This is a genomic window from Enterococcus sp. C65, assembly GCF_040887165.1.
In the GTDB taxonomy this organism is placed as follows: domain Bacteria; phylum Bacillota; class Bacilli; order Lactobacillales; family Enterococcaceae; genus Enterococcus_B; species Enterococcus_B hirae.
In genome coordinates, this window is sequence record NZ_JBFOFG010000010.1 from 54,592 (window position 1) to 81,174 (window position 26,583).

Here is a 26,583-nt window from a genome sequence, read left to right on the forward strand (position 1 = left end):
CAACAATGATAGATACGTTCGACTTCCTTAGACTTTTTCAAATAATCCTCGGCTGATCATACCATCCATCAAAAAATAAAATTTATCTTGACTCATTTTTTGTCGGTCGTCTTTAAAAATATTGACTGCTTTCAATCCGTTAGCTGTCGTAATAGACATTTTTAGTGTTTGGATATCCTTTGAAACAGTGATTTTTAGTTTAAACCCTTCTTTGCTTTGTGGGGTTGCATCTAGCGGACGGATCAACTGATAGTTGCCGCCATTTGTTTCGGTAAATCCATTGTCTCTCAAAGTGTAGCGTTTTGCATCTGGATGTAAACGATAACTTGTTTTTGCTCCTAAAACTGTGGCTGTTTTTTCAAATGCCATGATTTTCACCTCGGTAAATTGATTTCTACTTTTATTATAAAAGTTTCTTGCATCATTTACTAGGTTTTTTCCAACTTAGATTGATTGGATCAATACATCAAGAAAACGTTGGACTTCTTCTTTGGTATTGCCGTAACCAAAACTGATTCGTATGGATTCTTTAAGGATTGGTGTATCTTTCCCATACATTGCCTCCAGCACATGCGAAGGTTCGATATTACCAGCTGTACATGCTGACCCAGTAGATATCGCAATCCCATTAAGATCCAACTTCATCAAAAGTAAGTCATTCGCAACACCAGGTAATCGAAGGTTTAACACATGTGGTAATTTGTTGTTTAAATCACCATTGACTTGATAAGAAATTCCTTCTTTTTCCAAGGTATTCAAAATCAATTCTTGGAATCCAGCATATTTTTCACTTCGAGCTTCACGTTCTTCGGCAGTTAAAAGTTTGACCGCTTGCGCCATTCCCCAAATACCTGCGAGATTTTCAGTACCTGCTCGCCGCTTTTCTTCCTGTTCTCCACCTAAAAGTAGTGAAGGAATATTTATGCCATCTTTTTTATATAAAAATCCTACGCCTTTTGGTCCATTGATTTTATGGGCAGAGATGCTAAGTAAATCCACACCTAACTCCCTTGGATGAATCGTCTGATTCCCATAAGCTTGAACTGCATCGGTATGAAAATAAGCAGGATGTTCCCGCAACCGTTCGCCGATTTCTTTGATTGGCATCAAATTCCCGATTTCATTATTCCCAAACATGATCGAGACTAAAATCGTTTCATCGCTTAATGCTTCATCAAAGTCAGTTAGTGAAATATTGCCTTTTTCATCTACTGGTAAATACGTGACTTCAAAGCCTTGTGTTTCCAGATATTTCATTGTATTCAAGACAGCAGGATGTTCGATAGCGGTAGTGATCAAATGATTCCCGTCTTTTTTTCGTGAAAAAGCCGTTTCAAGGATCGCTGTATTATCGCCTTCTGTCCCTCCACTATTAAAAATGATTTCATGATCATTGACTTGTAAACTATCAGCAATAAGTTGTCTTGCTGTTTCTAACTTTTCATGGGCAATTCGGCCGAAGCCATGGATACTCGAAGGATTCCCAAAGGTTTCTTGCATCATTGTGGTCATTTCTTGAATGACGTAGGGATGCATGGGCGTCGTCGCTGCATGATCCAAATAGATTTTTTCCAACTTCTTTCATCCCTTCCAAATAGAACTAGGCACATTCTAGCATAAAATAAGCAAGTTACCAAAGAAACAATCGCTAAACCAGGATAGTTTCCCAACTTTTAGAAAAAAATTCGTTCCACAATTCGTGCTACCACGATTGTCGAACGAATTTTATTTCATCACATAACAAAAAATGATTAATCAAATACTTTTTCTTCTAGACGGAACAATGGACTCATTGGTGTATTTTCATGAATTCGTTTAACCGCTTCTCCCATCAACTCTGAACAAGTAACAATCGTTAAATTGTTAGGATGACGTTCTTCTTGAGTAAATACAGAATCAGTGATGCAGATATCTTTAATCGGTGCATCATCTAAAATTTGTTTTGCAGGAATAGACAACAAGCCGTGTGAAGCACAAGCATAAACCTCTTTTGCTCCGTTTTCTTTCAAAACATTAGCAGCTCGAGCAAGCGTTGCACCAGTATTCAAGATGTCATCGACCATGATACATGTTTTTCCTTGGACATCACCAATCACATATCCACTATTTTCATCTGCATCATCGGCGTGATCCACGATCGCCAATGTACTATTCAAATATTCAGAAAGACTTCTTGCACGTTGGACACCACTATTTTTTGGTGAAACGACAACAATATCGTCACCTGTTAAACCAAGTTCTCGGTAATAGTGAGCAAACAACGGCATTGTGAATAAGTTATCTACAGGGATATCAAAGAATCCTTGGACTTGAACTGTATGCAAATCCAATGTCAGCACACGAGTTGCGCCAGCTTCTTGGATCAAATTAGCAATCAATTTAGCTGTGATCGGTTCATGTGGTTTTGCTGTACGGTCTTGTCTGGCATAACCGTAATAAGGTAACACAACATTGATTGTTTTTGCACTGGCACGTTTCATCGCATCGATCATGATCAATAATTCCATATAATAATCATTAACTGGCTGATTGGTTGATTGCACGATATAAACATGATCCCCACGAATACTTTCTTCGATATTGATCGAGATCTCTCCATCACTAAATTGTTTTACGACACTTTTTCCTAGCTCCGTTCCAAACACCTTGGCAATTTTTTCTGCCAGTGGTCGATTTCCATTCAAGCTAAAGATTTTCAATGTGTCATCCTGATACTTTTTACTCATGTTGTCCTCCCTATTGTTCTCTCTTCTTCGATAGTTTAACATATTTTTTCCAGTTTTTCTGGTAATTTCTGTAAATAATTTTTAAGGCAGCGAAACAGTTCCATTACACCAACTAGCAGGAATCAATTGATCCGTGTTGCCCCAGTTGTCATGAACTTTGTAAAAGCGTTCTCCAGAAGAGGATTGATAATATGCATATGCAGTGACCCAATGATTGCCATAGGTGCTCCCTAATACTTTCAACACCCCTAAGATCACAGGTTTTCCTTGGCGAATCCGTTTAGTCGCTCGCTGCCAAGAACCAAGCATCGTACTTCTAGCAGACACTCGATTTCCTGTATGTTTTAAAAACTTCGTGATACCATGACTGACTTGACCGGGAACCGTCGGAAGTCCTAGCGGCTGGATCGCTTGGCGTAATGCTTCACTTAGTTGCGCATGGTCTTTCGTTCTTTTTTCACGTAACGTTGGAGAGAAAAACAATTCGTTTTGAAAATCTTGGTAATAAGCAATAAGGACAGTTGCAGCATAGGTCCCACAAAGATAGCCAGACGGTGTCCGCCAATTTTTATAGTTTAAAAACCGTTGTTCAGGCAATCCCACCCAACAATCCAAAAGTTCTTGTCCGTTTTCCTTTGGCGCAATCAAAGCTTTTTCACGATCATCTGCAAGCCAACGAGAAATATTGGTGACTTCTGCTTCAGTCATCGGTACGAGTTGATAAGCTTTTCTTGCATCTGGGTAGGAGTGGCTCGCAGGACCGTATTCTATTGGTTGTTTGTTTTGATCTAGGATGACATAACTACCATCTTCAAAAATTAAAGCGTAACCCTTCTCTTCATCCTTCATCGCCAACTGTTCCACAGCGCTTAACCGTTTCTTGATACCATCTAGATTCCATTCGATTGATTGTTCAAATACAGTTTTCAAGAACGAATCACCTCCGTCTTTTTTATTATAAGTGAAATAAGGAGAAAAACAAATCAGATAGACTAGTTCTGCTGTGCCTACGGCAAGACCCCAACAAGTGCTTCTTTCCTCTTTCTATTTGTTTATTCGCTGTTTTTATATGATAATAGGAACATTAGATAAAAAGGAGCGATAACCGAATGAACAAAGAACTTATAAAGCAAGACTTTTTTGAAGCTGTGAATGAAGAATGGCTAAAAACAGCCAAGATCCCCGCTGATAAACCAGCCACTGGCGGTTTCCAGGACTTAGTTGACGGTATCGATGATCTTTTGATGACAGATATTGATCATATGCTGGCTGAACCTGATAAAGTCCAATCAGATATGATGCGTCACTTTCTTCATTTTTATCAATTAGCTAATGATTATGATCGAAGAAACCAGTTAGCTGCTAAACCGTTGCTTCCTTTAATTGAACGAATTGAAAAAATCGAATCTTTTGAAGACTTGAACCAACAATTTCCTACTTGGACATTGGATAGTTTACCTTTACCATTTAGCTTAGATGTCGATGCGGATATGAAAAATGCACAAACAAACGCATTATTTGCTTATCCCCCTTCATTATTTTTACCTGACAAAACTTACTATACTGCAGAACATCCAAATGGTGCGCAACTATTAGGCGTTTTCTTTGATATGATGGTCCAACTCGTTGAATTAACCGGAAAAGAAAAAAGCCAAGCAGAGGCAATCGTTGAACAAGCTATCCAATTTGATCGATTGGTTGCGCCTCATGTTAAAAGTGCGGAAGAAAAAGCGGATTACAGCAAAATGTACAATCCCCGGTCATTTGACACCTTCATCCACTATACCGATAAACTGGATCTGGAAAAGTTGACAGTGGGATTGATTGGTACCACACCGGATAAAGTAATCGTGACGGATCCTGTTTATTTTGAACAGTTAGGCGAACTACTAACCACAGAACATTTTCAATTGATCAAAAGCTGGATGATCGTCCGAACGATTCGTTCGTTGAGTAGTTATCTATCAGAAGACTTTAGACAAATCAGCGGAATCTTCTCACGGACACTCTCAGGCACAGATGAAGCCATGCCGCAGAAAAAAGCTGCCTATTACTTAGCTTCAGGTCAATTTGACCAAGTCGTTGGCGATTATTATGGCAAAAAATACTTTGGTGAAGCGGCCAAAAAAGATGTTGAGCATATGATCGAAAAAATGATCTCTGTCTATAAAGATCGTTTAGAAAAAAACAACTGGTTAAGCGATACTACTCGAAAAAAAGCGATCATCAAATTAGATAAACTAGGAGTTCAGGTCGGCTATCCAGACCAAATCCCTGCGTTATATACGAAGTACCACACAGTGACACAAGAAGAAGGCGGAACCTTGCTTTCCAACGCTTTAGCCTTCAGCAAAATCGAATTGAAAGAACGTTTTGGTCGCTGGAATCAACCTGTTGATCGGACGGAATGGGAAATGAGTGCTGATACAGTCAACGCCTATTACCACCCTTTCAGAAATGTCATTGTTTTTCCAGCTGCTATTTTACAAGCACCATTTTACAGTTTAGAACAATCAAGTTCAGCAAACTACGGTGGGATCGGCGCTGTCATCGCCCATGAAATCTCTCATGCCTTCGATAATAATGGTGCCTTATTCGATGAATATGGTAATTTAAATAACTGGTGGACGGAAGAAGATCTAGCGCACTTCCAAGAAAAAGCCCAAGCAATGATCGAAGAATTTGATGGCTTATCATTTGCTGATGGTACTGTTAATGGTAAGCTTACTGTTTCAGAAAATATCGCAGATGCGGGCGGTCTAAGTTGTGCTTTAGAAGCAGCAAAAACCGAAGCAGATCACTCACTAGCAGACTTTTTCGTCAGCTGGGCGACGATTTGGCGGACAAAAGCAAAAAAAGAATACCAACAATTGTTGTTACAAATCGACGTTCATGCCCCTGCTAAATTACGTGCCAATATCCAACCCCAAAACTTGATGGAATTTTATGAAACATTTGCGATCACTGAAAAAGACGCGATGTATCTTCCACCTGAAAAACGAGTGCATATCTGGTAATACAGTTAAAAAACGCTCCAATGGCAATAAGAAAATTTTTTGAAACAACCTCTCATATAAAAAAATTGACTTATTTCAAGGAGCGGTTGTTTGAACACTATTTTTCTCTTTACGAGGGACTGAGACAAAAGTTGTCTCAGTCTCTTCTAGTATCTCTAAAAACGGATAAACGGCGTTCAAGAAGCAACTCCTCAACAATAAGCCTGAATTTTTCAAAACATGAGGAGCTGTTTCAAAAAATTCTTTCTTATTGTCATCAGAGCTACCCGATGTTTTCACGACCTCTGATTCACGGTGTTCAAAGAGCTGACCTTCGGCGATAAGTCAAAAAATCTCAAAACAGGGAAGCTGTTTCGAGATTTCCATCCTTAATGCTCCTGCGATTACTCGTCGCAGTTTTTACTTGGTGAGCGCTCAGGTCAAACCACTCTTTTCACGACCTCTTGTTCACGGTGAGACAAAAGTAGCATCTTCGGAAAATTTGAGAAGCACCAAGTAGGTAACAATCAACATCAAAAACTAGTTTTTGTGTTTCTTGTCAATTTTCGGAAATTCCTTCTTATTTCTTGATGCTGAACACTTTTGTCTCAACCTCTCTTAATATTATCATTTACTTTTCTACCAAGCTCATTTTGACTACCCACAAACCAAATCCACTTAATAAAGAAAAATAAATCCTTCCATCTTCCTTCACTGTTCTCTAGTGTTATCTACTCTTTCCGACCATAAATAGTCATAAAACTGCATCATTTCATTTACCCCTTTATTTTCGTTAACCTTTGTAATAAAATTAGTTAACGAAAGTAAAGAGGTGTTTTTATGGAAAATCTATTCGAACCTTGTGTTCCGCTAACAAAAACAACATGTCTGGAGATACTAAAAGACAAAACTAATTTATGGGGGTATTATGCACAAGCCCTTCAGCTCAAAACAAACAAGTCACAAAATATCATCCGTCTGAATACATTGCTGAATGCTAAGAGCGGCTTGTGTAGAGAAGATTGTGGTTATTGTGCGCAATCAAAAAAAAGTTTTGCAACGATTGAAACATATGGATTATTACCCAAAAAAGAAATCATTCGTAAAGCGTTGATTGCTAAAAAGAATCATTCCAGTGTGTTTTGCATTGCGTTAAGCGGAACACGCCCATCAAAAAAAGAAATCCACCTTTTAGGTGAGGCAATTCAAACGATCAAAAGCATAATGTCGATTGAGATTTGTTTATCCATTGGCTTAGTTACTGAGGAACAAATTGATTATTTAAAATCGTGTGGAGTAGATCGGTTGAATCATAATCTTAATACTAGTCGAGATAATTACCCAAACATCACAACAACCCATTCCTATGATGATCGGTTAGAAACATTAAACAAACTTCGTCAGCACAAAATGAATATTTGCTCTGGTTTTATTTGTGGCATGGGAGAAACAGATGAACAATTAGTCGATCTGGCTTTTGACTTAAAAGATCAAGAGCCTTATTCCGTTCCAGTCAATTTTTTACTTCCAATTGCTGGAACAATGTTTGAGGAACACAATGAATTAACCCCTATGAAATGTTTAAAAATCTTAACCATGCTGAGGTTACTATTCCCTACTACAGAACTTAGGGTAAGTGCCGGAAGAGAGTTTCATTTAGGAGAACTCCAACCATTTGCTTTATTGATCGTGGATTCTATTTTTTTAGGCAACTATTTGACAGAGAAAGGAGCACCTATTTCTGAAGATCAAAAAATGCTTGATCGTTTAGGTTTAGTTGTGGCTGGTGTCTGTGATGAAGAATAATTATATTATTTGCGGGATTCATACCGATTGTGGAAAATCAGTGATCAGTGTCTTACTCTATGAATATTTACGTGATCTGACAAATCAGGAACCGTTACTCGTGAAACCGATCCAAACAGGACCGTTTCCTGATACAGATTTTTATCAAGCATGCCATATTGAGAAACAAAATATTGTTCATTTCTATTCAATGTCATTAGAAGCTTCTCCACATATCGCTAGCAGAAAAGAGCATCAATGGATCGATCTACTTGTCTTGAAGGAAAAAGCACATGTTGTCTTGAAAAAAAATCGACCCACGATTTTTGAATTAGCAGGTGGTCTGCTTTCTCCCATTAATGACTCGCAAACCATGTTAGACATGATCAAACTTTTGCAATTACCGGTTATTCTCGTTTCGGATAATTATTTAGGTGCAATCAATCATACGTTGCTAACGACTAGTTTATTACAAAGCGAAAACATTCCAATAGCAGGTCTGGTTTTTAATTCAAGTAAAGCAAATGAAAAGAATGACATGGAAGATTTAAGCCAATGGATGACAGATAAGACAGGAATCACACAAATTGGCAAATTACCCTATTTAGAGGATTTAACTCATTGGTTAAAATCGAGAACAAAAAAAAGAGAACTTAGTAAGGAGTGGCATTTAAATGTATACAAATAGGCGAGATATCACCATGATGGCGATGATGATGGCATTATTGATCATCACAGCAAAACTAGTGATTCCGTTACCACTATTCGATTATTTATCTTTACAAATTATAACGATTTATCTGATTTATCCTTTATTAGGAACAAAATACGGGCTCATTGTCACATTCAGTTATTTGATCCTAGGGCTCATTGGATTACCGATTTTCGCTAGTGGCGGAGGTATTTTTTATATTTTTAAACCTAGTTTTGGCTTTCTACTATCTTTTGCAACTTTCCCACTGATTCAAGCTACACTGTCAAAATTGTTCTGGCGCAGAAAATGGCTCCCATTAAAAAAAATCCTGATCATTAACTATTCAGGATTACTTTATCTCTATTTAATCGGTCTGTTGTATAAATGCTTGATTTTATTCTTTTACCTTAAAGAAACGAATGTTCTTTACAGTGTGCTAGCAGTTTCCACATTGATTGATTTAAGTTGCGATATCTTACTTGTGTTCGTAGCTAGTTTGCTTACCTATAAGTTATTGCCACTCATTCATAAGCACAAACTAGCAAACCAACTCTTTATCTCCTAATAAAAGCCGCTATTTCAGCGATTGGAAAAGAATCGAACCATCGGCTTAAAATGGATACTGATTGATTGACTTAAAAAATCTTACAAAATTATGAAAGAAAATAAACCGAAGAAATTCGAAAATAGATAAACTATGTTCGAATCCTTCGGTTTATTTTTCCGTATTGACTTACTCTATCGTACGACAGACGTACGACAGAATATACAACAGAACGATCTGGTTACTTCATGAACCAGTTAGGCCCACAAATCATTAACAAGCTTATTATATATTTACTTGATCAACGTTGCCCCGAGGACTGTTTCAAAATGACGTAGTGCCCAGTCATGACCGACTGGATCAAAGCTAGCTACAGCATCTTCAAAAATAAACAGTTGATAGCCTAAATTATATGCATCAACAGCTGTGTGCAACACACAAATGTCCGTACATACGCCAGTCAAATAGAGTTCAGTGACCCCCCGCTCACGGAGCCGAATATCTAGATCTGTTCCACTAAAAGCAGAGTAATGCCGCTTATCGATCCAATAGACATTGGCTTGTTCTTGAGCTCTTTCGTAAACAGCTTGTAGCGAACCATAAAGGGCACGACCATTGGTGCCAATCACGTTATGCGGAGGAAATAGTTTATTTTCAGGATGGAAGTTATCCGATGGGTCATGCGCATCAATCGCAAACACCACAAAGTCTCCCTCTTCGATAAACTTTTTCGTGTGAGTCGTCACTGCTTGTTCAATCACTTGCCCAGCTTTACCTGTCGTTAATTTCCCGTCATCTGCCACAAAATCATACGTGTAATCAATCGAGATCAATGCTTTCATTAATGGGCTCCTTATACAAGATGTTTGACAAATTCGATTACCATCTCAGCAGAACGTTTCCCTGCATCTTCAATAAACTCATCAAAGGTTTGTGTCGCTGCATGATCAGCAGTATCACTCATCGCACGAACGATCAAGAAAGGAATATTGAACTGACGAGCCGTTTGTCCAACAGCCGCTCCTTCCATTTCACAAGCCAACGCATCTGGAAAGTTTGTTAAAATCTCTTCTACTTTTTCGGAAGAATCAACAAACGTATCTCCAGTAACGATCAAGCCTTCTTTCACATTCAGATCTATCGCTTTGGCTGCTCTTGCCATCTCTGTGCGAAGATACGTACTTGCTTCATAATAAAGCGGCATCCCTGGTATTTGTCCTGGCTTATAGCCAAATCCGGTTGCATCTGCATCAAAATAAGCTACTTTATCAGAGATTACGATATCGCCTACTTGTAGCCCTTGTCCGATACCACCCGCTGAACCTGTATTGATGACCATATTTACACCATATTGTTGGATCAACAAACTAGTCGTGACTGATGCCAAAACTTTACCGATCCCTGAACGAACCACAATTACTTCATGTCTTCCTAAAGAACCTGAAATGAACAATGCTCCTGCTCGTTCCCATGACAAGGGTTCACTTAGCTTTTCTCTTAAAATTTTGATTTCTTCTTCCATTGCACCGATAATACCGATTTTCATAGCTTTTTCCTTCTTTCTAAATAAATGCGACCGCAAAAAATACGACACACAATAATAGAATAACAATAATCAAGGATTTCATCAAAAATGAATTCCACTTCGTCGTTTTTTCACGTTCACCGATTCTTGTTTTTGTGATAGGTTTGTTCCGTTTTTGTTCCTTTCGATAAAAACTAGCAATTTTCTTTTCTTCTTGCTGATAAGCAGCCTCTTCTTTTCTTTGCCGTTTTAATGACTCTTGGGCTTGCGCCTGCTGTCGTTTACGTAATTCACTTCTCGTAATCAGCGGTCCTTTGGCCATCAGCCGATCCCTCTACTTTCCTTTAATCAATAGCTCCCAATATTGGATCGCATACATGGTTTTCGCATCACAGATCAGTTGATCATCTATTGCTTGTTTAGCTTCTGCGAAAGTCAGTGCATATAATTCAAGCACCTTATCTTCATCTTGAGCCAACGGATTCTCTACTTTCTGTAAATCAATCGCATGATAAATATGCATGATCTCATTTGCAAATCCTGGTGAAAGATACATAGATGAAACATGTTTGAGCTTTCCTGCCCGATACCCAGTCTCTTCTTCCAGTTCTCTTGCAGCGGTACGTTCCGGTGTTTGGCTTTCTTCTGGATCGATTTTCCCAGCAGGGATCTCCAAAATCACTTTTTCTAATGGTTTCCGAAACTGTTTCACTAATAATAAACGATCCTGATCATCAAATGCGATGATCCCTACACCACCCGGATGAAACACTAATTCACGTTTGGCAAGTTTCCCATCTGGCAGGCGGACGTCATCTACTGCAACATCGATGATTGCTCCGTGATAGATTTCTTTTCGTTCGATCGTTTTTTCTTCAAATTGCTCATATTCAAGCATCTTTCTCCCACTTTCTTTGTAATAATACCCGCTTTTCGTTTACTTTTCAATTTTTCTAGAGTTTTCTTTTAGTTTACCATAACTAAACCTTAGAAATTCTCTAAATCTACAAAATCCTCCTTTAGTCCCATACTCTTTCTTAGGTTGAGTGTGCTAAAATAAGGGTGGAAATGAGAACAACGCTTCATTACTTAAAATGGATGGAATATATATGGAGGGCTTATTATGCGAAAATTAAATTGGCGATGGATCTTAGGTCTATTGTTGGTGTTTCTTTTGATTCGTCAAGGTCACTTTTCTTTAGTAACAGTCATTTTGATTATCGGCGCAGCTTTAGTGATTTGGGGAATCTTTGGCTCTGGCAAGAAAAAATCAGCAAAAAATGAAATGCCCGATTTATCTGATGAACTTGAATCACATTATACAAAAAGCGGGATGACACCTAGTGAGATTACTTTCTTTAGACAGACAATGAATCAAACGAAAGTCGAAATTGAACAATTGCAACAAAACATGCAACAAACAGCCAAACTAAAAGCTGTCGATCTTCGTCACGATACAGTGAAGGCGGCCAAAGCACTCTTCAAAGCATTGGTGAAAGAGCCCAACCGATTACACGAAGCAAGTCAATTTCTTTATACTCACTTACCAAACTTAGTCGATTTGACCAATAAATATATTGAGATCAATGACCATGAAATCAAAAACAAACAGACTTATGAAAAGCTCGAAGAAAGTTCACAAATCATTGATCAACTAGCACATCTGATTGCTCAAGACTATCAACAATTTGTCTCTGAAGATTTAGATGATCTAGATGTAGAAATATCAGTTGCGAAACAAAGCTTAAAACGAGAGAATCTATCTGATGATAACAATCAATCTCAATGATCGGTTAATAGAATCATAAAGGAGTGTTTTGTTTCTTAGACACTCCTTTTGCTTATCCTTTCTTTTGTTTATCCTTTATAATAGATGAATAAGATGAACAACTGTTTTTTTACAAAAATGATAACATTGAACCTATCGCATCACATTGAACCACGAGGAGGAGTTTTAAATGGATAATAAACCTAAAGAGGTAACACCTGTAAATGACACGTTAGATGATTTGTTAAATAATCCGTTCTCTACCCCAACAGATAAATTAACCCAAACACAACAGTCAGAAATCAATGCTTTGCAAGAACAACAAACCGCTGCACGCTTGATTGATAAACTACCTGCTGAACGACAAGAGCAAGCCAAAGAGCTAGCAGCTAAAATCGATGTTTCAGATGCACAGTCGGTGATCAGCTACGGTTCTGCTGCACAAACGAAGTTAAGTGAATTTTCACAATCCATGTTAAATCATGTACAGGCACAAGATATTGGTCCTGTCGGAGATTCATTGACTGAATTGATGTATCGTCTGCAAGAAGCAAATCCTGATGAATTACGAGCTGGCGAAGGCAATATTTTCCAACGGATGTTTGGCAAAGTAAAACAATCGATCTATGAAGTGACTGCAAAATATCAAAAGATCGGTGCCCAAATCGATAAAATCTCTGTTAAACTAGAAAAAGAAAAAGACGGGCTTTTAAAAGATAATTTGATGCTCGAACAACTCTATCAAAAAAACAAAGATTATTTTGATGCACTGAATATTTATATCGCAGCTGGCGAATTGAAGATGGAAGAACTTCAAACAACGATCATTCCTAAAGCAATGAAAAAAGCCGAAGAAACAGGCGATCAAATGGATGTTCAAATTGCAAATGATTATACTCAATTTCTAGATCGTTTAGACAAACGAACCCATGATTTACGTTTGGCAAGACAGATCACTATCCAGCAAGCACCACAGATCCGTTTAATCCAAAATACTAACCAAGCGTTAGCAGAAAAAATCCAAGCATCAATCGCAACAGCGATCCCTCTATGGAAAAACCAAGTAGTGATCGCCTTGACGTTACTTCGCCAAAAAGATGCGGTAACTGCCCAACGTCAAGTTTCTGAGACAACCAATGATCTATTGAAGAAAAATTCAGAAATGTTGAAAATCTCTGCTATTGAAACAGCAAAAGAAAATGAACGTGGGATCGTTGATATTGAAACCTTACAAACAACTCAAAATGATTTGATCGAAACGATCCAAGAAACATTACGCATCCAAAAAGAAGGAAAAGAAAAGCGTCGTCATGCAGAAGTCGAACTTGGTCATATGGAAGACGACTTGAAACAAAAATTACTCGATTTAACACAATAAGAATGATCTATATGGATCAATCAAAAAAGCTCTAGATTTTTGATGTTGGTGAAATTCGCCAACATCTTTTTTATGCTTTAAAAGGATAGAAAAGACACCCCGAAATCCTTCAAAATGAATTTGGCTAACCAATTCATCGAAGGACTCAAGATGTCTTACACTCGTCTTATCAAATTACGCTATAGGTTCTAAACCCAGGTCGTTTGAAAAGAACGAATCATCAATTTTGTTGATTCATTTTACTATGTTGGTACCCATAACCAAAGTAAATCACTAATCCAATCGCCATCACGATACCGAAGACGATCCATGTGACTGGTTGTAAACGAAGCATTAATACCAAGCATGTACCGATAGATATGATCGGTAATATCGGTACAAATGGCACTTTAAATTCACCGGCTTTTGGTTTACCAAACATTTTTCTTAGTTTAAGTAATCCTAAGCTGACTAACATCAAATAGGTCAACGCCATGATGTTTGTTAGTTCAGCGAGAATATTCAATGGGAAGAAACCAGCGAAAAATAAAGCCGCTACCCCAGCTACAAAAGTCGCCTTTCTAGGCGTCCGATGCTTTTCATCGATCTCTGTCATAAATTTAGGTAAAAGACCGTCTTTACTTACAGCAAACAATAACCGAGCTAGCGAATACATCATAGAAATCGTTACGGTCAAGAGCGTCAAAATGGCACCGACTGCAATCACAGCTCCGATTGTTCCATGACCAACGTAACGCATCGCAAAGGCAACTGGGTCACTGACCCCTAATTCAGTAAACGGAACAATCCCCGTTAAAATCAAGGTAACTACGATGTATAAAGCTGTGGCAATCAAGATCGAACCAATGATCCCTCGAGGAACGTCCTTTTGTGGCTCTTTCACTTCTTCGGCTGCCATTGCAACTGAATCAAATCCCAAGAAAGCGAAGAAGACTAGAGCTGCTCCATCTAAAACGCCTGAAAAACCAAATGGTGTAAATGGTTGCCAGTTTTCAGGTTTTACAAAGAAAATCCCTACAACGATAAATAATGCAATAATACCGAATTTCACAAAAACCATGATATTATTCAATCTTAATGCTTTTTTGGCTTCTAAAGAAACGATGTATGTCACAAATATGACAACGAACACTGCGATCAAATCGACATAGGTGCCATTGTCAGGATTATAACCACTGGTCAAGGCTTGTGGTAAATGGACTCCAAATCCTTCCAAGAACCCTTGAACATAACCAGACCAGCCGGAAGCAACCGACGAAACTGCTAATAGAAATTCGCCAATCAACAACCAACCTGTTAACCAGGCGGCAAATTCACCAAAAACAACATAAAGATACGCATACGGGCCACCAATGACTGGCACACGTGAGGCAAACTCAGCAAAGCTTAACCCCGATAAAATGACAACGATTGCAGCTAAAACGAATGAAAGTGACAGTGCTGGACCCGCATTTTGATTGGCCGCAACCCCTGTCACTACAAATATTCCTGTGCCGATAATTGCGCCAATTCCAAGCATAATTAAATCGGACGTTTTCAGATCTTTCTTCATCCCACTTGTGTGGTTGAGATTGATTTCTTTCTTACGAAACAAATCCATGGCAGTACCTCCCTATTTTAGGTTGGAAAACGGCCATTAAGCCGTTTTCATATACCCTAAAATGATACCACCTAAAATGACTAAAAGGCAACCGACAATAACGTAAACAAGTTCTTTTTTCGTTTTCTTTTCTCCCAAAATGAAAATACCACCTAAAGTTGAGATGATAATCCCCATCTGTGATAATGAAAATCCAACAGCTAAACCAAGTGATTTAACAGTTAAGAGCATGCACACGTTCCCAATTCCCCATAGCAAACCACAAATCATGTTCTTCCAAACAAATTGATCCACTTTCACTTTACGAAAGGCAAAGAAACTTGCACCTAAGATCATTCCGATACTTTGAGGTAAGATGATTGACATCGCATCCAAGTTAGCCCAGTTCACAATGATCGTATAAACACCATAACCAATCGTTGAATAGATCAATGCTCTAAACCCTTTACCAAAATCAAGCATTTTATTGTCAGTATCAACTTTTCCTTCATCATCTTGGCGTGCTGTTAAATAGGCACCGCTAACAAGAAGTGCTAAAGCTAGGATACCGTATACATAATCTTTCGTTTGTGTCCATTCATGAAAGAAAACGGCTCCCGCAATCGTATTCAAAATTAATTGAAAACCAGTCGATAAAGGCAAACCAACAGAAACGCCCATAAATTTCATTCCATGGAACTGTCCGTTTTGACCAACACTCCAAGCTAACCCAGAGAGGAATCCAATCAAGAAAATCCATGGTGTGATTGTTGGGCTAACGATGAAAAAGACAACTAATGAAAAGATAAATGCACCAATCGTCATCCCTAATGTCTGTTGATTGGCATCGCCACCAATTTTCCCGCTTACTAAACCAATACTTCCCCATGCTACCATAGGGATTAATGCTATTAAAATTTCCATAACTAATCTCCTTTTATTTCACATGATATGAAACTTATCAGCGAAAACGTTCACAACACAAGAAGTTTTTTTCGATTCTAACTATTTTCTAACGTTTCTCATTATAGAAATTTAAGATTGGGAAAAACAGGGTCATCGTTGTTCCCTCTCCTACAATTGATTCAGCAAGTAGTTGGATCCCAAGTTTTTCAGCTAAGGATTTAGCCAAATAAAGCCCTAAACCAGTAGAATGTGTTTTACTCAATCGTCCATTAGAACCTGTGAATCCTTTGTCAAAAATCCGCGACAAGTCTTCTTTAGGAATACCGATGCCCGAGTCTTTGATGGCTAAAGAGATCCCTTGTTGGTTCTTTTCGATCGAAATAATGATTTCTCGATGGTCAGGTGTATATTTAATCGCATTGCTCAAAATTTGTTTGAATATAAAAGCTACCCACTTGGCATCTGTTAAAACTCTTTGATCTTCTCCAATAATCTCATACCGAAGATTTTTTTGAATAAAGTAATTCGCCTGACTGCGGATCACTGGCTGAATGATGCTTTTTAATTCATACTCTTGAATTAAATAATCTCTCGAAAAACTATCCAACCGAGCATAATAAAGAACTTGTTCTACATATTCATCGATTTTAGCTAGTTCGTTTTCTAGTAGGGTATATTTTTGATCATCAATATCGAATTCAATCGAACGCACCAAGAGTTCAGAGGCTGCTAAAGGCACCTTGATTTCATGGACCCACGAATCAATGTAATCTTTTTGATCCTGTTGGTTACTAATCGCCTCTTGCATGACTTCTTGGTGCTCACGGATCAATTGATTGATATAATCTTCGACTAATTTTTCTTCTTCTGTATGACCGCCACTCAAATAACTTTGTAGCGGAGATATTTGTTTGAGATCGGCAAGTTTTTCCCACCAATGACGTTTACTTAAATAACGGACAAGTAAATAAAAAAACAAAAATACGGCTTGAATAAGCGCCAGATAGCCAACCATCGTCCAGTCGACTAAAATATTAGGTGCTAACCACATGACAAAAATCGTTAGCAAGACAAAAAAGAGCCAGCCTAAGAGCAACGACCATTGATCCTTTAAGTATTTAAAGAAATTCATTATTTATTTTCATCCTTTCAGGGAACAATATAGCCCTGCCCGACTTTTGTTTCGATATATCCTTTGATCCCTGCTTGTTCGATTTTCCGACGTAAACGATTGATATTGACTGTCAATGTATTGTCATCAACAAACCGCTCATCATCCCATAATGCTCTCAATAACTTTTCTCTGCTAAGGATTTTCCCATGTTGCTTCATCAAGATAAATAGTAATCGATATTCGTTCTTACTTAAATCGATGATTTCACCGTTGATTTCCATACTCCCATTATCAACATTCAACGTGATCCCATTATGACTCATGACTTCACTCGACAGTTCCCCATAATTGTATGAACGTCGCAATAAAGCATTGATTTTGGCAATCAGCACATCAATTTGAAAAGGCTTGGTGACAAAATCATCTGCGCCCATATTCATCGCCATGATCATATCCATATTGGTATTTCGACTGGAGATGAAAATAATCGGCACTTTGGAGACTTCTCGAATTTTTTGACACCAGTAGTAGCCATCAAAGACCGGAAGATTGATATCTAATAAAACAAGTTGAGGTTCTTCTTTTTCAAAGTCTGCAAATACTTGATTAAAATCAGAGGTACCGAACGTTTCAAACTGCCACTTTTCCAGTTCTTCCATGATGAGTTGGCGGATGATTTCTTCATCTTCTACAACCATAATTTTTGCCATCTTGTTGTCCTCCTACTTCTTTCTTGCTATAACCATAACAAAGAAGGCCGAACGTGACAAGTAACCATATTTTCAACTATTTCTCTCTCCGTACGCCTTACATCTGAAACGATGGGTTTATTCCTCAATATTTAGTCAGGTAGTTGATTCTTTCATCGCAAATATTTTGACTATTCTTAAACTTTTGAAGGGCTCTTTATTTCTTTCCGTCCAAAAAACAAAAAAGTTTGTAAATAAAGCAATGAACTTCCTCCGACTAAAACCACATAAATAGGTCCCAGGAAGAATAAAAAAAGCAGTAGTAGCAGGGTTCCCCCTAAATGTAAGAGAGCGTTTTTCCATTGATAAAAAAATAAAATAAAAGCAGTAAAAAGAGGGACTTCGTTTGCTCTCTCTAGTTGGAGCAACATACGGTAGCTAACCATCACGATACTTAAAAAAAGGATACTTAACGAAGCATACATCAATATCAATCCCCATGCTCCGCCCCAGTAAAGAAAAATACGACTATCAATCAGTAAAAGCAATAAATAGAAACTGACTATGAGGTCTTGCTTACGATAGGTCAAAAAATTATGACGAAGTTCTTGCCAAAACAACGTATGGATCTTTTTCTCTTCGTTTTTGTGGTAGTGATAAATGGTAGACATAACCGTACGACTAGCACTGCCGATTGTCAACAGCGGTAAGCTAGTTAATAGCCATAAGGATTGCAAAATAAGCAATGACGGAATCCATTCAATGACTGTCAAAAAATGCTGGTTGATTTTTTCACTATGAATTTTATTCATTTAGCCTTTTGACCCTCCTGTCAAATCCATTCCTTCAATAAAGTAACGTTGCGCAAAGAAGAACATCAAAATCGTTGGGATCAAAACAAGTGTGGCTCCTGCCATCAAATAATTCCATTGAGTCGTCGCCTGATTTTGGAAAACTTGCAACCCAATCTGTAAAGTATACTTCTCTTGATCTTGGATGTATAATAACGGCCCTAAAAAATCGTTCCAAGCCGCATTGAATGAATTGATTGCAATCGTGATTAACGCTGGTTTAGTCAGCGGCAGCATCAGACGGCTCCAAATATAGAAATGATTTGCTCCATCGATTTCTGCCGCTTCAATTAATTCATCATTGATGGATAAATAAAATTGACGCATCAAAAATATATTAAATGCATTGCCGAAGAATGATGGAACGATCAATGGTAAATAAGTTCCTACCCAGCCTATTTTTGAGAATAGAACATATTGGGGGATCATGGTCACAAAACCTGGAATCATCATCGTAGAAAGGACTAAAGCAAACATTAGCTTTTTTCCTGGAAAATCTAATTTCGCAAACCCATAAGCAATGAAGGAATTCGAGAGAACATTGCCAAATACCACTAAGACTGTGATCAATAAAGTATTCCTTGCATAACGCCAGAATGGGAAAGCAGTAATTGTATCCAGATAGTTTTGCCAAACAATTTTTTCTGGAAAAAAAGTTGGAGGATAACGTACGATCTCTTCCATTGGTTTTAAAGAAGTAAATACCATCCACAATAATGGTGTGATCAATACGATTCCGATAGCCGTCATGAGGAGATAACTAACGATTTTTTTGGTTTGGCGGTTAACACTTGTTCTTTTGAAATATTCCATCATTTGCCATCACCTCCAGAGTAATAGACCCATCTAGGTGCCAGTTTCAAATTAATAAAAGTCAATACTAACACGATCAAAAATAGGATCATTGACATCGCCATTGCGTACCCCATGTCGAATGCGACAAAAGCTTTATTCCACATGTGAAGATTATAAAATAGTAAAGAGTTAGCTGGTCCACCTGTTCCATTTTTAGTCATCACATAAGCCTCTTGAAAAATTTGAAAAGAACCAATCGTTGAAGTAATCACATCGTAAAAGATAATCGGTGTGATCAATGGCAACGTGATATTTTTAAATTTCCCCCATACGCCAGCACCATCAATCGCTGCTGATTCGTATAAAGAGCGTGGAACGTTTTGCAAAGTCGCTAAATAAAGCAACATTGCTCCGCCAGAACTCCAGATTTTCATTAAAATCAAAGCTGGCTTTGTCCAGTTAGGATCAAACAACCAGGCTGGTCCAGAAATATTGAACCAACCTAGAAACGTATTGATCAACCCGGCAGAAGGTGAAAGCAGCTGCATCCATAAAATATAAACAGCAACACCAGATAGGACTGCAGGTAAATAAAACATCGTTCGGAAAATACTGATACCTCTGATCTTTTGATTTAAAATCGTTGCTAGAAATACGCTAAATATTGTGGTTAAAGGAACATTGAATAGGACGAAATACACTGTATTGTATAATGATTTCCAAAAAAGATCATCGTGTAGAAACATCCGTCTAAAATTAGCTAATCCAATGAAATTCATTTTAGAAGTCAAATTATAATCAGTGAAACTTCCGATAACAGAAAAAAGCATGGGCCCTAACATAAAGACGACAAAGCCAATAATAAAAGGCGAGATAAATAAATAGGCCCATCTTGCCTCTTTTTTCTTTCGGATTGATAAACGCTTCATTTTCTTGCCTCCTTTTTTCTTTCAATTAGTCAACAGTTGATTAGTTATTTTGTTTTACTAGATTCTCCACCGCTTTTTGAGCATCAGCTAAACCTTCTTTTGGTGTTTTTGTTCCTAAGAGAATTTGATCGATTTGTTCGTTCACTAGTGTCGTATAATCTGGTGCTGCTAATGGGACAGGTGTAATGACCGTATTTTTGAAATTCTCATCAGCCATTTGATAGATCATTCGTCCCTTGTCACTTAGCTGTTCATTCTTCACTAAGTTCTCATTGGCTGTTTTACTTGCCATGATATCAAAACTCTTTTCGCCAAATTTTTCTTGAACTTCTGGTGAAGAAAGATACTTGATAAAGTCATAAGAAGCTTCTGGATCTTTTGCCCCATAAGGTACTTCGAGTACAAAGCCGCCGCCCCATGACCAATGACCAGAACCTTTTTCTTTTTCTGGAAGCGGAATGACACCAAAATCAAAATCTTCTGGAGCATTTTCCATCAAGCTCGAATAATAATTGATATTTTGGGCACGCATTGCGACTAAACCTGAGATGAATGGATCAGAAACACCTGAGCCAAATTCTGCCTCTAATTTATTGATCGTATCTTTCCCATAATAGTCTTGCCAATCTTGGATCCACTCTAATGCTTCAACTTTATTCTTCGTATCGATTTTGATTTTGCCGTCTTGATCAAACCAGCTTGTCCCATTATCTGCATTTAATGCCCAGACATCTGCCCCTAAATTCCATAAAGGATAAAATCCAATTCGTGTGAATTCTTTTTTATCTTTTTTATCCAATTGATGGGCGGTTTTTTCTAATTCATCCCATGTAGTTGGTAAATCTTTTTCAGCGATTCCTGCTTCTTTAAATAATTTTTTATTATAAAAAATAACTTGAGTATCTGTGTTGAACGGAATCGCATATGGATCACCTTTGTACTCCACTGTATCCCACAATTGTGGATAAAAATCTTTTGAGGTCTCTTCATCTACATATTTAGATAAGTTTGTGGCCTGTTGCGCTTCAGCTCTTTGAGCAACTGAATTGATATCTTGAACAATCACGTCTGGTGCATTCCCCGCTGTAATCGCTGACAATGATTTGGTCCAAATATCCCCCCACGGTTGGTATTTATAATTTACTTGGATCTTATCTTGTGATTGATTGTAATCGTCAATGATCTCTTCGATCACTTCTTTACGTGCTCCTGATCCCCAAAATGACCAGAAATCAATAGTTTTCTTCCCGTCACTTGTTTTTTCAGATGAACTAGCTGCGTTTGACTTTGCACTACTTGAACCACAACCTCCCAACAAAAATAATGCTGTACTTGCCAGCACCCCAGTAACTAACAACTTTTTCATTTTATCCCTCCATTTTTTAATAAAAAGGTTATCTTTCGCCATTTGCAACCGATAACATTTTAATATAACGATATCATTTTAATCAGAAAATAACAATTTATTAGGCGTGTCTACTCATATATCAGATTAAATCTGTCACCGTACTTTTTCTAAGCATTTCCTTTGTGTTTTCTCATTTTAAAGCGCAGAATGTAAATGTATTAATAAAAGATTAGGAGGAATTTTTGATGTTCAGACACCAAAAGGAACTACAGTTTGAAGCAAAACCAGATCGTCCGAATCCGTTAATCGCAAAATATTTACAAGAGCTTATCGGTGGACAATACGGAGAAATGAGTGTGGCAATGCAATACTTGTTTCAAGGTTGGAGCTGTCGAGGAGAAGAAAAATATAAAGACATGTTAATGGATATCGCAACAGAAGAACTTGGACATGTCGAAATGTTAGCAACGATGGTCGCACGATTATTAGAAGATGCGCCAGTTGAAGACCAAGAAGAAGCAATGAAAAAAGATCCTACGATCGGTGCAATCATCTCTGGTATGAATCCTCAACATGCAATTGTTGCTGGCTTAGGACCACGCCCTGCTGATAGTGTTGGCAATCCTTGGAGCGGCGGTTATATCGTTGCAAGTGGAAACTTGTTAGCTGATTTCCGTGCCAATCTAAATGCTGAATCTCAAGGACGGTTACAAGTCGCTCGTATCTATGAAATGATCGATGACCGTGGCGTCAAAGATTTACTGGCAGTCTTGCTTGCAAGAGATAGTTATCATCAAAACTTATGGGCAAGTGCCGTGAAAGAATTAGAAGAAAATGAAGGCTCCATTCTTGTACCAAGTACGTTCAATCGTGAAAACGAACGAAAAGATATCGCCTATGACTTTTATAATTTCTCAGAAGGTGATGAAAGTAGTAAAGGCTCTTGGGCAAGTGGCGAAGCCTTAGATGGTGAAGGCGAATACCAATGGTTAGCAGAACCAAAAATTGAAGGTGATAAACCAAAATTACAACGGGTTACACCAAAAATGTATGGAACACCGCCAAGTAAAAAATAAAACATGCAAAAGTGGTTATGTCCAACATCCTTTGGGTCCTTACCACTCAACAGAATAAAAATAAGAATGATCGACCTGCAAGCCATTGCTGTCCTACTAAAGACAGTAGAAATGCTTGCTGGTCGATCATTTTTTAGCTTCTATTGGCATTTATAAGCTAAGAATAGCTTAGGACTCGTCACCATCATTTTTAGGACCGATAGAAAATTCTACCGGTCCTGTTTTTTACAAAAAGTAGTTATCTAAAGGTACTTACTTCTTCCTTAGATAGAAAAATCGTTTAAACTGTCACTACCTCAACATCAATATTTCCTCTTGTCGCTTTTGAATAAGGGCAGTAATCATGGGCATCTTCCGCTAATTGCTTGGCTTGTTCCTCGCTCACATCGTCAACATGTACTTCTAAGACCACACCGATTTTATAACCACCCTCATCAAGTGTGTAAAGTGAAACCCGTGCTTTAACTGTGGAGTCTACGGACAAATTAGCTTCTTTGATCATATGTTGCAGTGCACCATTGAAACATGAGGCATAGCCCGCAGCAAATAGTTGTTCCGGATTTGTTCCTTCAGCATGGATGCCTGGAGGAGTGATCTTCATTTGCATCGAACCATTTGGTGCTGCTACTTCGCCTTCTCGTCCGCCATGATTGATCATCGCTGTTTCGTATAATTTTTTCATTGTACTGCTCCTTTCGATATGACACTTCGTCTATTACCAGTGTAAGCATATCCAGCGATTTGTTCAAAAATTCTGCTCCTAGATTCATACTGCAACGGTTGAGGACTTCTTGATTAACATGAGCATTTTAGTTTATTTTCTCATGAAAGTTACTTATTCAAAAACAAGGATGCCATCTTCAATGATTTTTCCAAAAAAGAGAAAAATACCACTCGTAAATAATAAAGTCATGTTTGTTCCCAAATAAATAGCTAATTTCTCTACACAATTTTTGATATGATTGATTCTAAGATAAAGAAAAACTAAAAAATTAACACCATAAACTAATATAGTCAAAAAAATTACTATGTTCGCAACCATTTTTACTTTTCATTTCCCTTCGCTTCCTTAGTATCCACTATCAGTGGTTCAACATTTGAGTATTTCTTTAAATGTTCCGCAAGTAGCTGTAAAACGTGTTGATTTTTTCCAACTTCATCATTTTCGATCTGGAGCACCAGTAATGGTTCATGCAAACTTGCTCGTAATAAAAACCAGCCATTCCCATATGGTTCTTTTAGATCGTAACGAATTCCTTCTTCATTTTCCGGATGAAATACCAGTCCCTCTTCGTTCAATTCGTTCGCTAACCCTTGAATAATTGTTGCCCCTTGTTTTTTCGGATCCTCTTCACTAAGCCTTAACCTAATTTCTTGTACTTCTTGTGGCTGTTTTAAGTCGTGGATAATCTCTTCCAACGTTTGTTCTGTTTGTTTCAGTTCTGGCAAAAGCATCAAAATTTTTGCAATGACATAGGCACCATCATCCAAAAAGTAATTTTCCTTGAATGCTGCATGCCCACTTGTTTCAATCGCTAATGGAACATCGATTCCTTCTTTATTGCATGCAATTGCACGATTGATGACATTACGATAACCTGAAATGTAACGATCTTGTTTGCCACCTTTTTCTTCAATAAACGTTTCTAGGTGATTAGACGTTGGTGAATTAGTTACGATCGTCGCTCCAGGGTATTCTTTTAACACGATCGTACTTAATAAGGCGATCAAATTGTTACGATTGATCACTTGACCACTTGCACTGACTACTGCCGAACGGTCAACATCCGTATCAAAGATCACTCCTAAATCGGCTTGATTTTCCAAAACAGCTTGCTTGATACTTGCCATGGCTTCAGCATTATCTGGATTCGGGATATGGTTCGGAAAATGACCATCGGGGTCTAAAAATTGCGAACCTGTCGTATCTGCCCCTAATCGTTGTAGTACTTTTTCAGCAAAAAAACCACCGGAGCCATTTCCTGCATCTACGATGATCCGCCAGCCAGCTAACGGTTTTGTGTCAGACATTCCTTTCTTTCTAATACCATTTTTGATTTTTTGAACTAAGTCTTCTGCATAAGGTGTTAACAGATCGGCTTTTTGGACTGTCCCCTTATGATTGGTTTTATTTGGTGTTGTTTCTGATAAAATAAATGCGATATCTTCTTTTTCTGCGCCGCCATTAGCTGTAAAAAACTTCATGCCGTTAAAGTAAAACGGCAAATGACTAGCTGTTAGCATCACACTTGCATCACACTGGAATTGAGAAAACTGAGTAGCCATAAACATCGCCGGTGTCGTAGCTAACTCAAAATCAAGAACATTTATGCCTTGTTCGATTAATCCGTCAATCAGCGCTTTTTCTAACGTTGGACCACTGATTCGACTATCCCGCCCCACTCCTACCGTTAATTTACCTTCTTGATATTTGCGTGGATGATCCCTTTTTAACCAATTAACCAAGCCACAACTTATTTTTTGGATTTCAGCTGGTGTCAAATTAGCTGAATGTGTTTCCGTCGTCATGGCAATCCCTCGAATATCAGATCCGTTTTGTAGCGCTTTCAACAAAGACATAAATCATTCTCCCTTCTTTTATTCCCTCATTCTTTCTAATTTTTCTGCAAAATCTTGTGCTTCTTCTTCCGAACGGCAAATCACAATAAATGTATCCACTCCAGCAATCGTTGCAACAACTTCTGGATAAGCGACTTCATCTAGCCAATTGGTTACGACATCCGCCCCATCTTTTTCTGTTAGCACCACGATCATAAATTGAACAACTTGTATTTTCAAAACTTCTCTTTTAACAGCTGCTTGTAGTCGTTCTTCATGTAACGTTTCAGCAGGCTGACTGAATAGATTGTAACGAACTTGCTTATTTTCATCCGTAGACTTCACTAACTTCAGCTCACGGATATCACGCGAAATAGTTGCTTGAGTGGCTGTCACCCCTGCGTCTTGAAGACAAAGCAATAGTTCTTCTTGTGTGCTGATTGGCTTTTCTGTGATGATCTGACGAATCAATGCTTGTCGTTGGATTTTTTTCATAGCGGACACCTCTTGTCTTTGATTATAGCAAAAAAATAATCGTTTTTCTGCCTTTTTTGGTATTTTTTACTTTTATTTTTTTAGTTGATTTTTTGGCGCAATCTTGACACGCAAAATCGTTCTCAGTTTTTCTGGGTTGGCTCTGCGCGGATCCCCTAAATAAATTTCTTTATGTTCTTTAGCTATCCGTTGATACCCCTGCTCTTCGATAAACGTTGTTAATTTTTCAAAGGTTTGTGGCTCATCCTCATATGGTCCTACATGAAGCATCTGAGCGACTAATCCTTCATCCATGCTACTAAATACTACTTGGTCGAACAAATCATTGGGAATTTTGTCCGCTACACGTAGTAGAGCCTCATGTGCAACTTCTTTCGTCACAAATTCAGGTTGTTTGATCATGATCTGATAAGCAAAATGACTCTTCTTCATTACTTTTTCTTGCAAATAAGCTTCTTGTAATCCCCAATGTCCTTCTAATGGATAAACAGTGTAGGGAAGATAGTTAGGAATCTGCCAATTTTTCTTTGGGGCCATTCGGATCGCATAACTAACAGCATATAAAGCTGCCACTCGTCGCTGAAAATCGTCTTCATTTGGATCCCCTACTCCTTTTATGCTAAAAAAATTCTGTGGAGATAACGTTAAGATCTGTGGTTTTTTTTTACTACTATAACCTGGTTCCGTTTTTTTCCAATCAATCGTAGCCATTTTTTCCTCCTGCGATGATTTATTCTCTACTATCATAACTCTTTTCAAAAGACTTGGCTAACCTGGTTGACACTTTTTTTACCTCTATGCTAGAATAAGCGATGGAAATAAATCG

Annotated in this window: 28 protein-coding genes; 7 read left to right on the forward strand and 21 right to left on the reverse strand. The window is 38.0% G+C overall.

Annotated elements, in window-relative coordinates:
* Nucleotides 1–27: 27 nt before the first annotated feature.
* The 4 genes from AB3I12_RS11485 to AB3I12_RS11500 form a co-directional block, all read right to left on the reverse strand.
* Nucleotides 28–369, reverse strand: coding sequence for a DUF1831 domain-containing protein (locus AB3I12_RS11485; protein WP_010720816.1), 342 nt, complete (start codon nucleotides 367–369; stop codon nucleotides 28–30).
* Between the two features lie 75 nt (nucleotides 370–444).
* Nucleotides 445–1,575 (reverse strand): cysteine desulfurase family protein, encoded by a 1,131-nt coding sequence (locus AB3I12_RS11490; RefSeq protein ID WP_063627518.1) that lies wholly within the window; start codon nucleotides 1,573–1,575, stop codon nucleotides 445–447.
* 176 nt (nucleotides 1,576–1,751) lie between these two features.
* Nucleotides 1,752–2,726 (reverse strand): ribose-phosphate diphosphokinase, encoded by a 975-nt coding sequence (locus tag AB3I12_RS11495; RefSeq protein WP_034700648.1) that lies wholly within the window; start codon nucleotides 2,724–2,726, stop codon nucleotides 1,752–1,754.
* A gap of 81 nt (nucleotides 2,727–2,807) precedes the next feature.
* On the reverse strand, nucleotides 2,808–3,656 hold the full coding sequence (locus AB3I12_RS11500) for a hypothetical protein (RefSeq protein WP_063627519.1): 849 nt from the start codon (nucleotides 3,654–3,656) through the stop codon (nucleotides 2,808–2,810).
* A gap of 179 nt (nucleotides 3,657–3,835) precedes the next feature.
* On the opposite strand from AB3I12_RS11500, the gene AB3I12_RS11505 reads away from it, so the two are divergent.
* From AB3I12_RS11505 to AB3I12_RS11520, 4 genes are all read left to right on the forward strand, one after another.
* On the forward strand, nucleotides 3,836–5,743 hold the full coding sequence (locus AB3I12_RS11505; RefSeq protein ID WP_053766300.1) for a M13 family metallopeptidase: 1,908 nt from the start codon (nucleotides 3,836–3,838) through the stop codon (nucleotides 5,741–5,743).
* Between the two features lie 819 nt (nucleotides 5,744–6,562).
* Nucleotides 6,563–7,528 (forward strand): biotin synthase BioB, encoded by a 966-nt coding sequence (gene bioB, locus AB3I12_RS11510; RefSeq protein ID WP_063627520.1) that lies wholly within the window; start codon nucleotides 6,563–6,565, stop codon nucleotides 7,526–7,528.
* Nucleotides 7,518–8,195, forward strand: a complete 678-nt coding sequence (gene bioD, locus AB3I12_RS11515; protein WP_063627521.1) for a dethiobiotin synthase — start codon at nucleotides 7,518–7,520, stop codon at nucleotides 8,193–8,195. Before bioB ends, bioD begins: the two co-directional genes overlap by 11 nt.
* Complete coding sequence (locus AB3I12_RS11520; RefSeq protein ID WP_010737130.1) at nucleotides 8,182–8,766, forward strand: biotin transporter BioY; 585 nt, start codon at nucleotides 8,182–8,184, stop codon at nucleotides 8,764–8,766. The genes bioD and AB3I12_RS11520 overlap by 14 nt, the downstream gene beginning before the upstream one ends.
* Nucleotides 8,767–9,038: 272 nt before the next feature.
* On the opposite strand, the gene AB3I12_RS11525 is transcribed toward AB3I12_RS11520, so the two are convergent.
* Genes AB3I12_RS11525 through AB3I12_RS11540 form a run of 4 tightly spaced genes read right to left on the reverse strand, consistent with a single transcriptional unit; the run spans nucleotide 9,039 to nucleotide 11,168 of the window.
* Nucleotides 9,039–9,587: a cysteine hydrolase family protein gene (locus AB3I12_RS11525; RefSeq protein ID WP_063627522.1), complete on the reverse strand. Its 549-nt coding sequence runs from the start codon at nucleotides 9,585–9,587 to the stop codon at nucleotides 9,039–9,041.
* 11 nt (nucleotides 9,588–9,598) lie between these two features.
* Nucleotides 9,599–10,291: a 5'-methylthioadenosine/adenosylhomocysteine nucleosidase gene (locus tag AB3I12_RS11530; protein ID WP_010737128.1), complete on the reverse strand. Its 693-nt coding sequence runs from the start codon at nucleotides 10,289–10,291 to the stop codon at nucleotides 9,599–9,601.
* Between the two features lie 16 nt (nucleotides 10,292–10,307).
* On the reverse strand, nucleotides 10,308–10,592 hold the full coding sequence (macP, locus tag AB3I12_RS11535; RefSeq protein WP_010720826.1) for a cell wall synthase accessory phosphoprotein MacP: 285 nt from the start codon (nucleotides 10,590–10,592) through the stop codon (nucleotides 10,308–10,310).
* A 12-nt stretch (nucleotides 10,593–10,604) separates the two neighbouring features.
* Nucleotides 10,605–11,168, reverse strand: coding sequence for an NUDIX hydrolase (locus AB3I12_RS11540; protein WP_063627523.1), 564 nt, complete (start codon nucleotides 11,166–11,168; stop codon nucleotides 10,605–10,607).
* Between the two features lie 225 nt (nucleotides 11,169–11,393).
* On the opposite strand from AB3I12_RS11540, the gene AB3I12_RS11545 reads away from it, so the two are divergent.
* Nucleotides 11,394–12,059, forward strand: a complete 666-nt coding sequence (locus tag AB3I12_RS11545) for a 5-bromo-4-chloroindolyl phosphate hydrolysis family protein (protein ID WP_010737126.1) — start codon at nucleotides 11,394–11,396, stop codon at nucleotides 12,057–12,059.
* A gap of 169 nt (nucleotides 12,060–12,228) precedes the next feature.
* Nucleotides 12,229–13,416, forward strand: a complete 1,188-nt coding sequence (locus AB3I12_RS11550) for a toxic anion resistance protein (protein ID WP_010720829.1) — start codon at nucleotides 12,229–12,231, stop codon at nucleotides 13,414–13,416.
* A gap of 220 nt (nucleotides 13,417–13,636) precedes the next feature.
* Here the strand turns inward: AB3I12_RS11550 and AB3I12_RS11555 are convergent, their stop codons facing one another.
* From AB3I12_RS11555 to AB3I12_RS11590, 8 genes are all read right to left on the reverse strand, one after another.
* The gene (locus AB3I12_RS11555) at nucleotides 13,637–15,016 is read right to left on the reverse strand and encodes an APC family permease (RefSeq protein ID WP_010720830.1); all 1,380 of its coding nucleotides are present in this window, start codon (nucleotides 15,014–15,016) and stop codon (nucleotides 13,637–13,639) included.
* A 36-nt stretch (nucleotides 15,017–15,052) separates the two neighbouring features.
* Nucleotides 15,053–15,919, reverse strand: coding sequence for a GRP family sugar transporter (locus AB3I12_RS11560; protein WP_010720831.1), 867 nt, complete (start codon nucleotides 15,917–15,919; stop codon nucleotides 15,053–15,055).
* Between the two features lie 88 nt (nucleotides 15,920–16,007).
* A complete protein-coding gene (locus AB3I12_RS11565) occupies nucleotides 16,008–17,033 on the reverse strand; it encodes a HAMP domain-containing sensor histidine kinase (RefSeq protein WP_010720832.1) in 1,026 nt (341 codons plus the stop codon).
* 17 nt (nucleotides 17,034–17,050) lie between these two features.
* Nucleotides 17,051–17,725, reverse strand: a complete 675-nt coding sequence (locus AB3I12_RS11570; protein ID WP_010720833.1) for a response regulator transcription factor — start codon at nucleotides 17,723–17,725, stop codon at nucleotides 17,051–17,053.
* A 176-nt stretch (nucleotides 17,726–17,901) separates the two neighbouring features.
* Complete coding sequence (locus tag AB3I12_RS11575; protein ID WP_063627524.1) at nucleotides 17,902–18,516, reverse strand: DUF624 domain-containing protein; 615 nt, start codon at nucleotides 18,514–18,516, stop codon at nucleotides 17,902–17,904.
* On the reverse strand, nucleotides 18,517–19,371 hold the full coding sequence (locus AB3I12_RS11580; protein WP_053766292.1) for a carbohydrate ABC transporter permease: 855 nt from the start codon (nucleotides 19,369–19,371) through the stop codon (nucleotides 18,517–18,519).
* On the reverse strand, nucleotides 19,368–20,279 hold the full coding sequence (locus tag AB3I12_RS11585; RefSeq protein WP_063627525.1) for a carbohydrate ABC transporter permease: 912 nt from the start codon (nucleotides 20,277–20,279) through the stop codon (nucleotides 19,368–19,370). The genes AB3I12_RS11580 and AB3I12_RS11585 overlap by 4 nt, the downstream gene beginning before the upstream one ends.
* Before the next feature lie 40 nt (nucleotides 20,280–20,319).
* A complete protein-coding gene (locus AB3I12_RS11590; RefSeq protein ID WP_063627526.1) occupies nucleotides 20,320–21,645 on the reverse strand; it encodes an ABC transporter substrate-binding protein in 1,326 nt (441 codons plus the stop codon).
* 227 nt (nucleotides 21,646–21,872) lie between these two features.
* Here AB3I12_RS11590 and AB3I12_RS11595 point away from each other — a divergent pair, with 227 nt between their 5' ends.
* Entirely contained in the window at nucleotides 21,873–22,703 is an 831-nt protein-coding gene (locus AB3I12_RS11595) for a manganese catalase family protein (protein ID WP_010720838.1), read from the forward strand.
* A gap of 280 nt (nucleotides 22,704–22,983) precedes the next feature.
* Here the strand turns inward: AB3I12_RS11595 and AB3I12_RS11600 are convergent, their stop codons facing one another.
* The 5 genes from AB3I12_RS11600 to AB3I12_RS11620 form a co-directional block, all read right to left on the reverse strand.
* Nucleotides 22,984–23,385, reverse strand: coding sequence for an organic hydroperoxide resistance protein (locus AB3I12_RS11600; RefSeq protein WP_010720840.1), 402 nt, complete (start codon nucleotides 23,383–23,385; stop codon nucleotides 22,984–22,986).
* A 153-nt stretch (nucleotides 23,386–23,538) separates the two neighbouring features.
* The gene (locus tag AB3I12_RS11605) at nucleotides 23,539–23,745 is read right to left on the reverse strand and encodes a hypothetical protein (RefSeq protein ID WP_034699898.1); all 207 of its coding nucleotides are present in this window, start codon (nucleotides 23,743–23,745) and stop codon (nucleotides 23,539–23,541) included.
* 2 nt (nucleotides 23,746–23,747) lie between these two features.
* Entirely contained in the window at nucleotides 23,748–25,283 is a 1,536-nt protein-coding gene (locus AB3I12_RS11610; RefSeq protein WP_063627528.1) for a phosphoglucomutase, read from the reverse strand.
* A gap of 18 nt (nucleotides 25,284–25,301) precedes the next feature.
* Nucleotides 25,302–25,757: an arginine repressor gene (locus AB3I12_RS11615; protein WP_010737119.1), complete on the reverse strand. Its 456-nt coding sequence runs from the start codon at nucleotides 25,755–25,757 to the stop codon at nucleotides 25,302–25,304.
* A gap of 72 nt (nucleotides 25,758–25,829) precedes the next feature.
* Nucleotides 25,830–26,468 (reverse strand): GyrI-like domain-containing protein, encoded by a 639-nt coding sequence (locus AB3I12_RS11620; protein ID WP_010720844.1) that lies wholly within the window; start codon nucleotides 26,466–26,468, stop codon nucleotides 25,830–25,832.
* Nucleotides 26,469–26,583 lie beyond the last annotated feature (115 nt).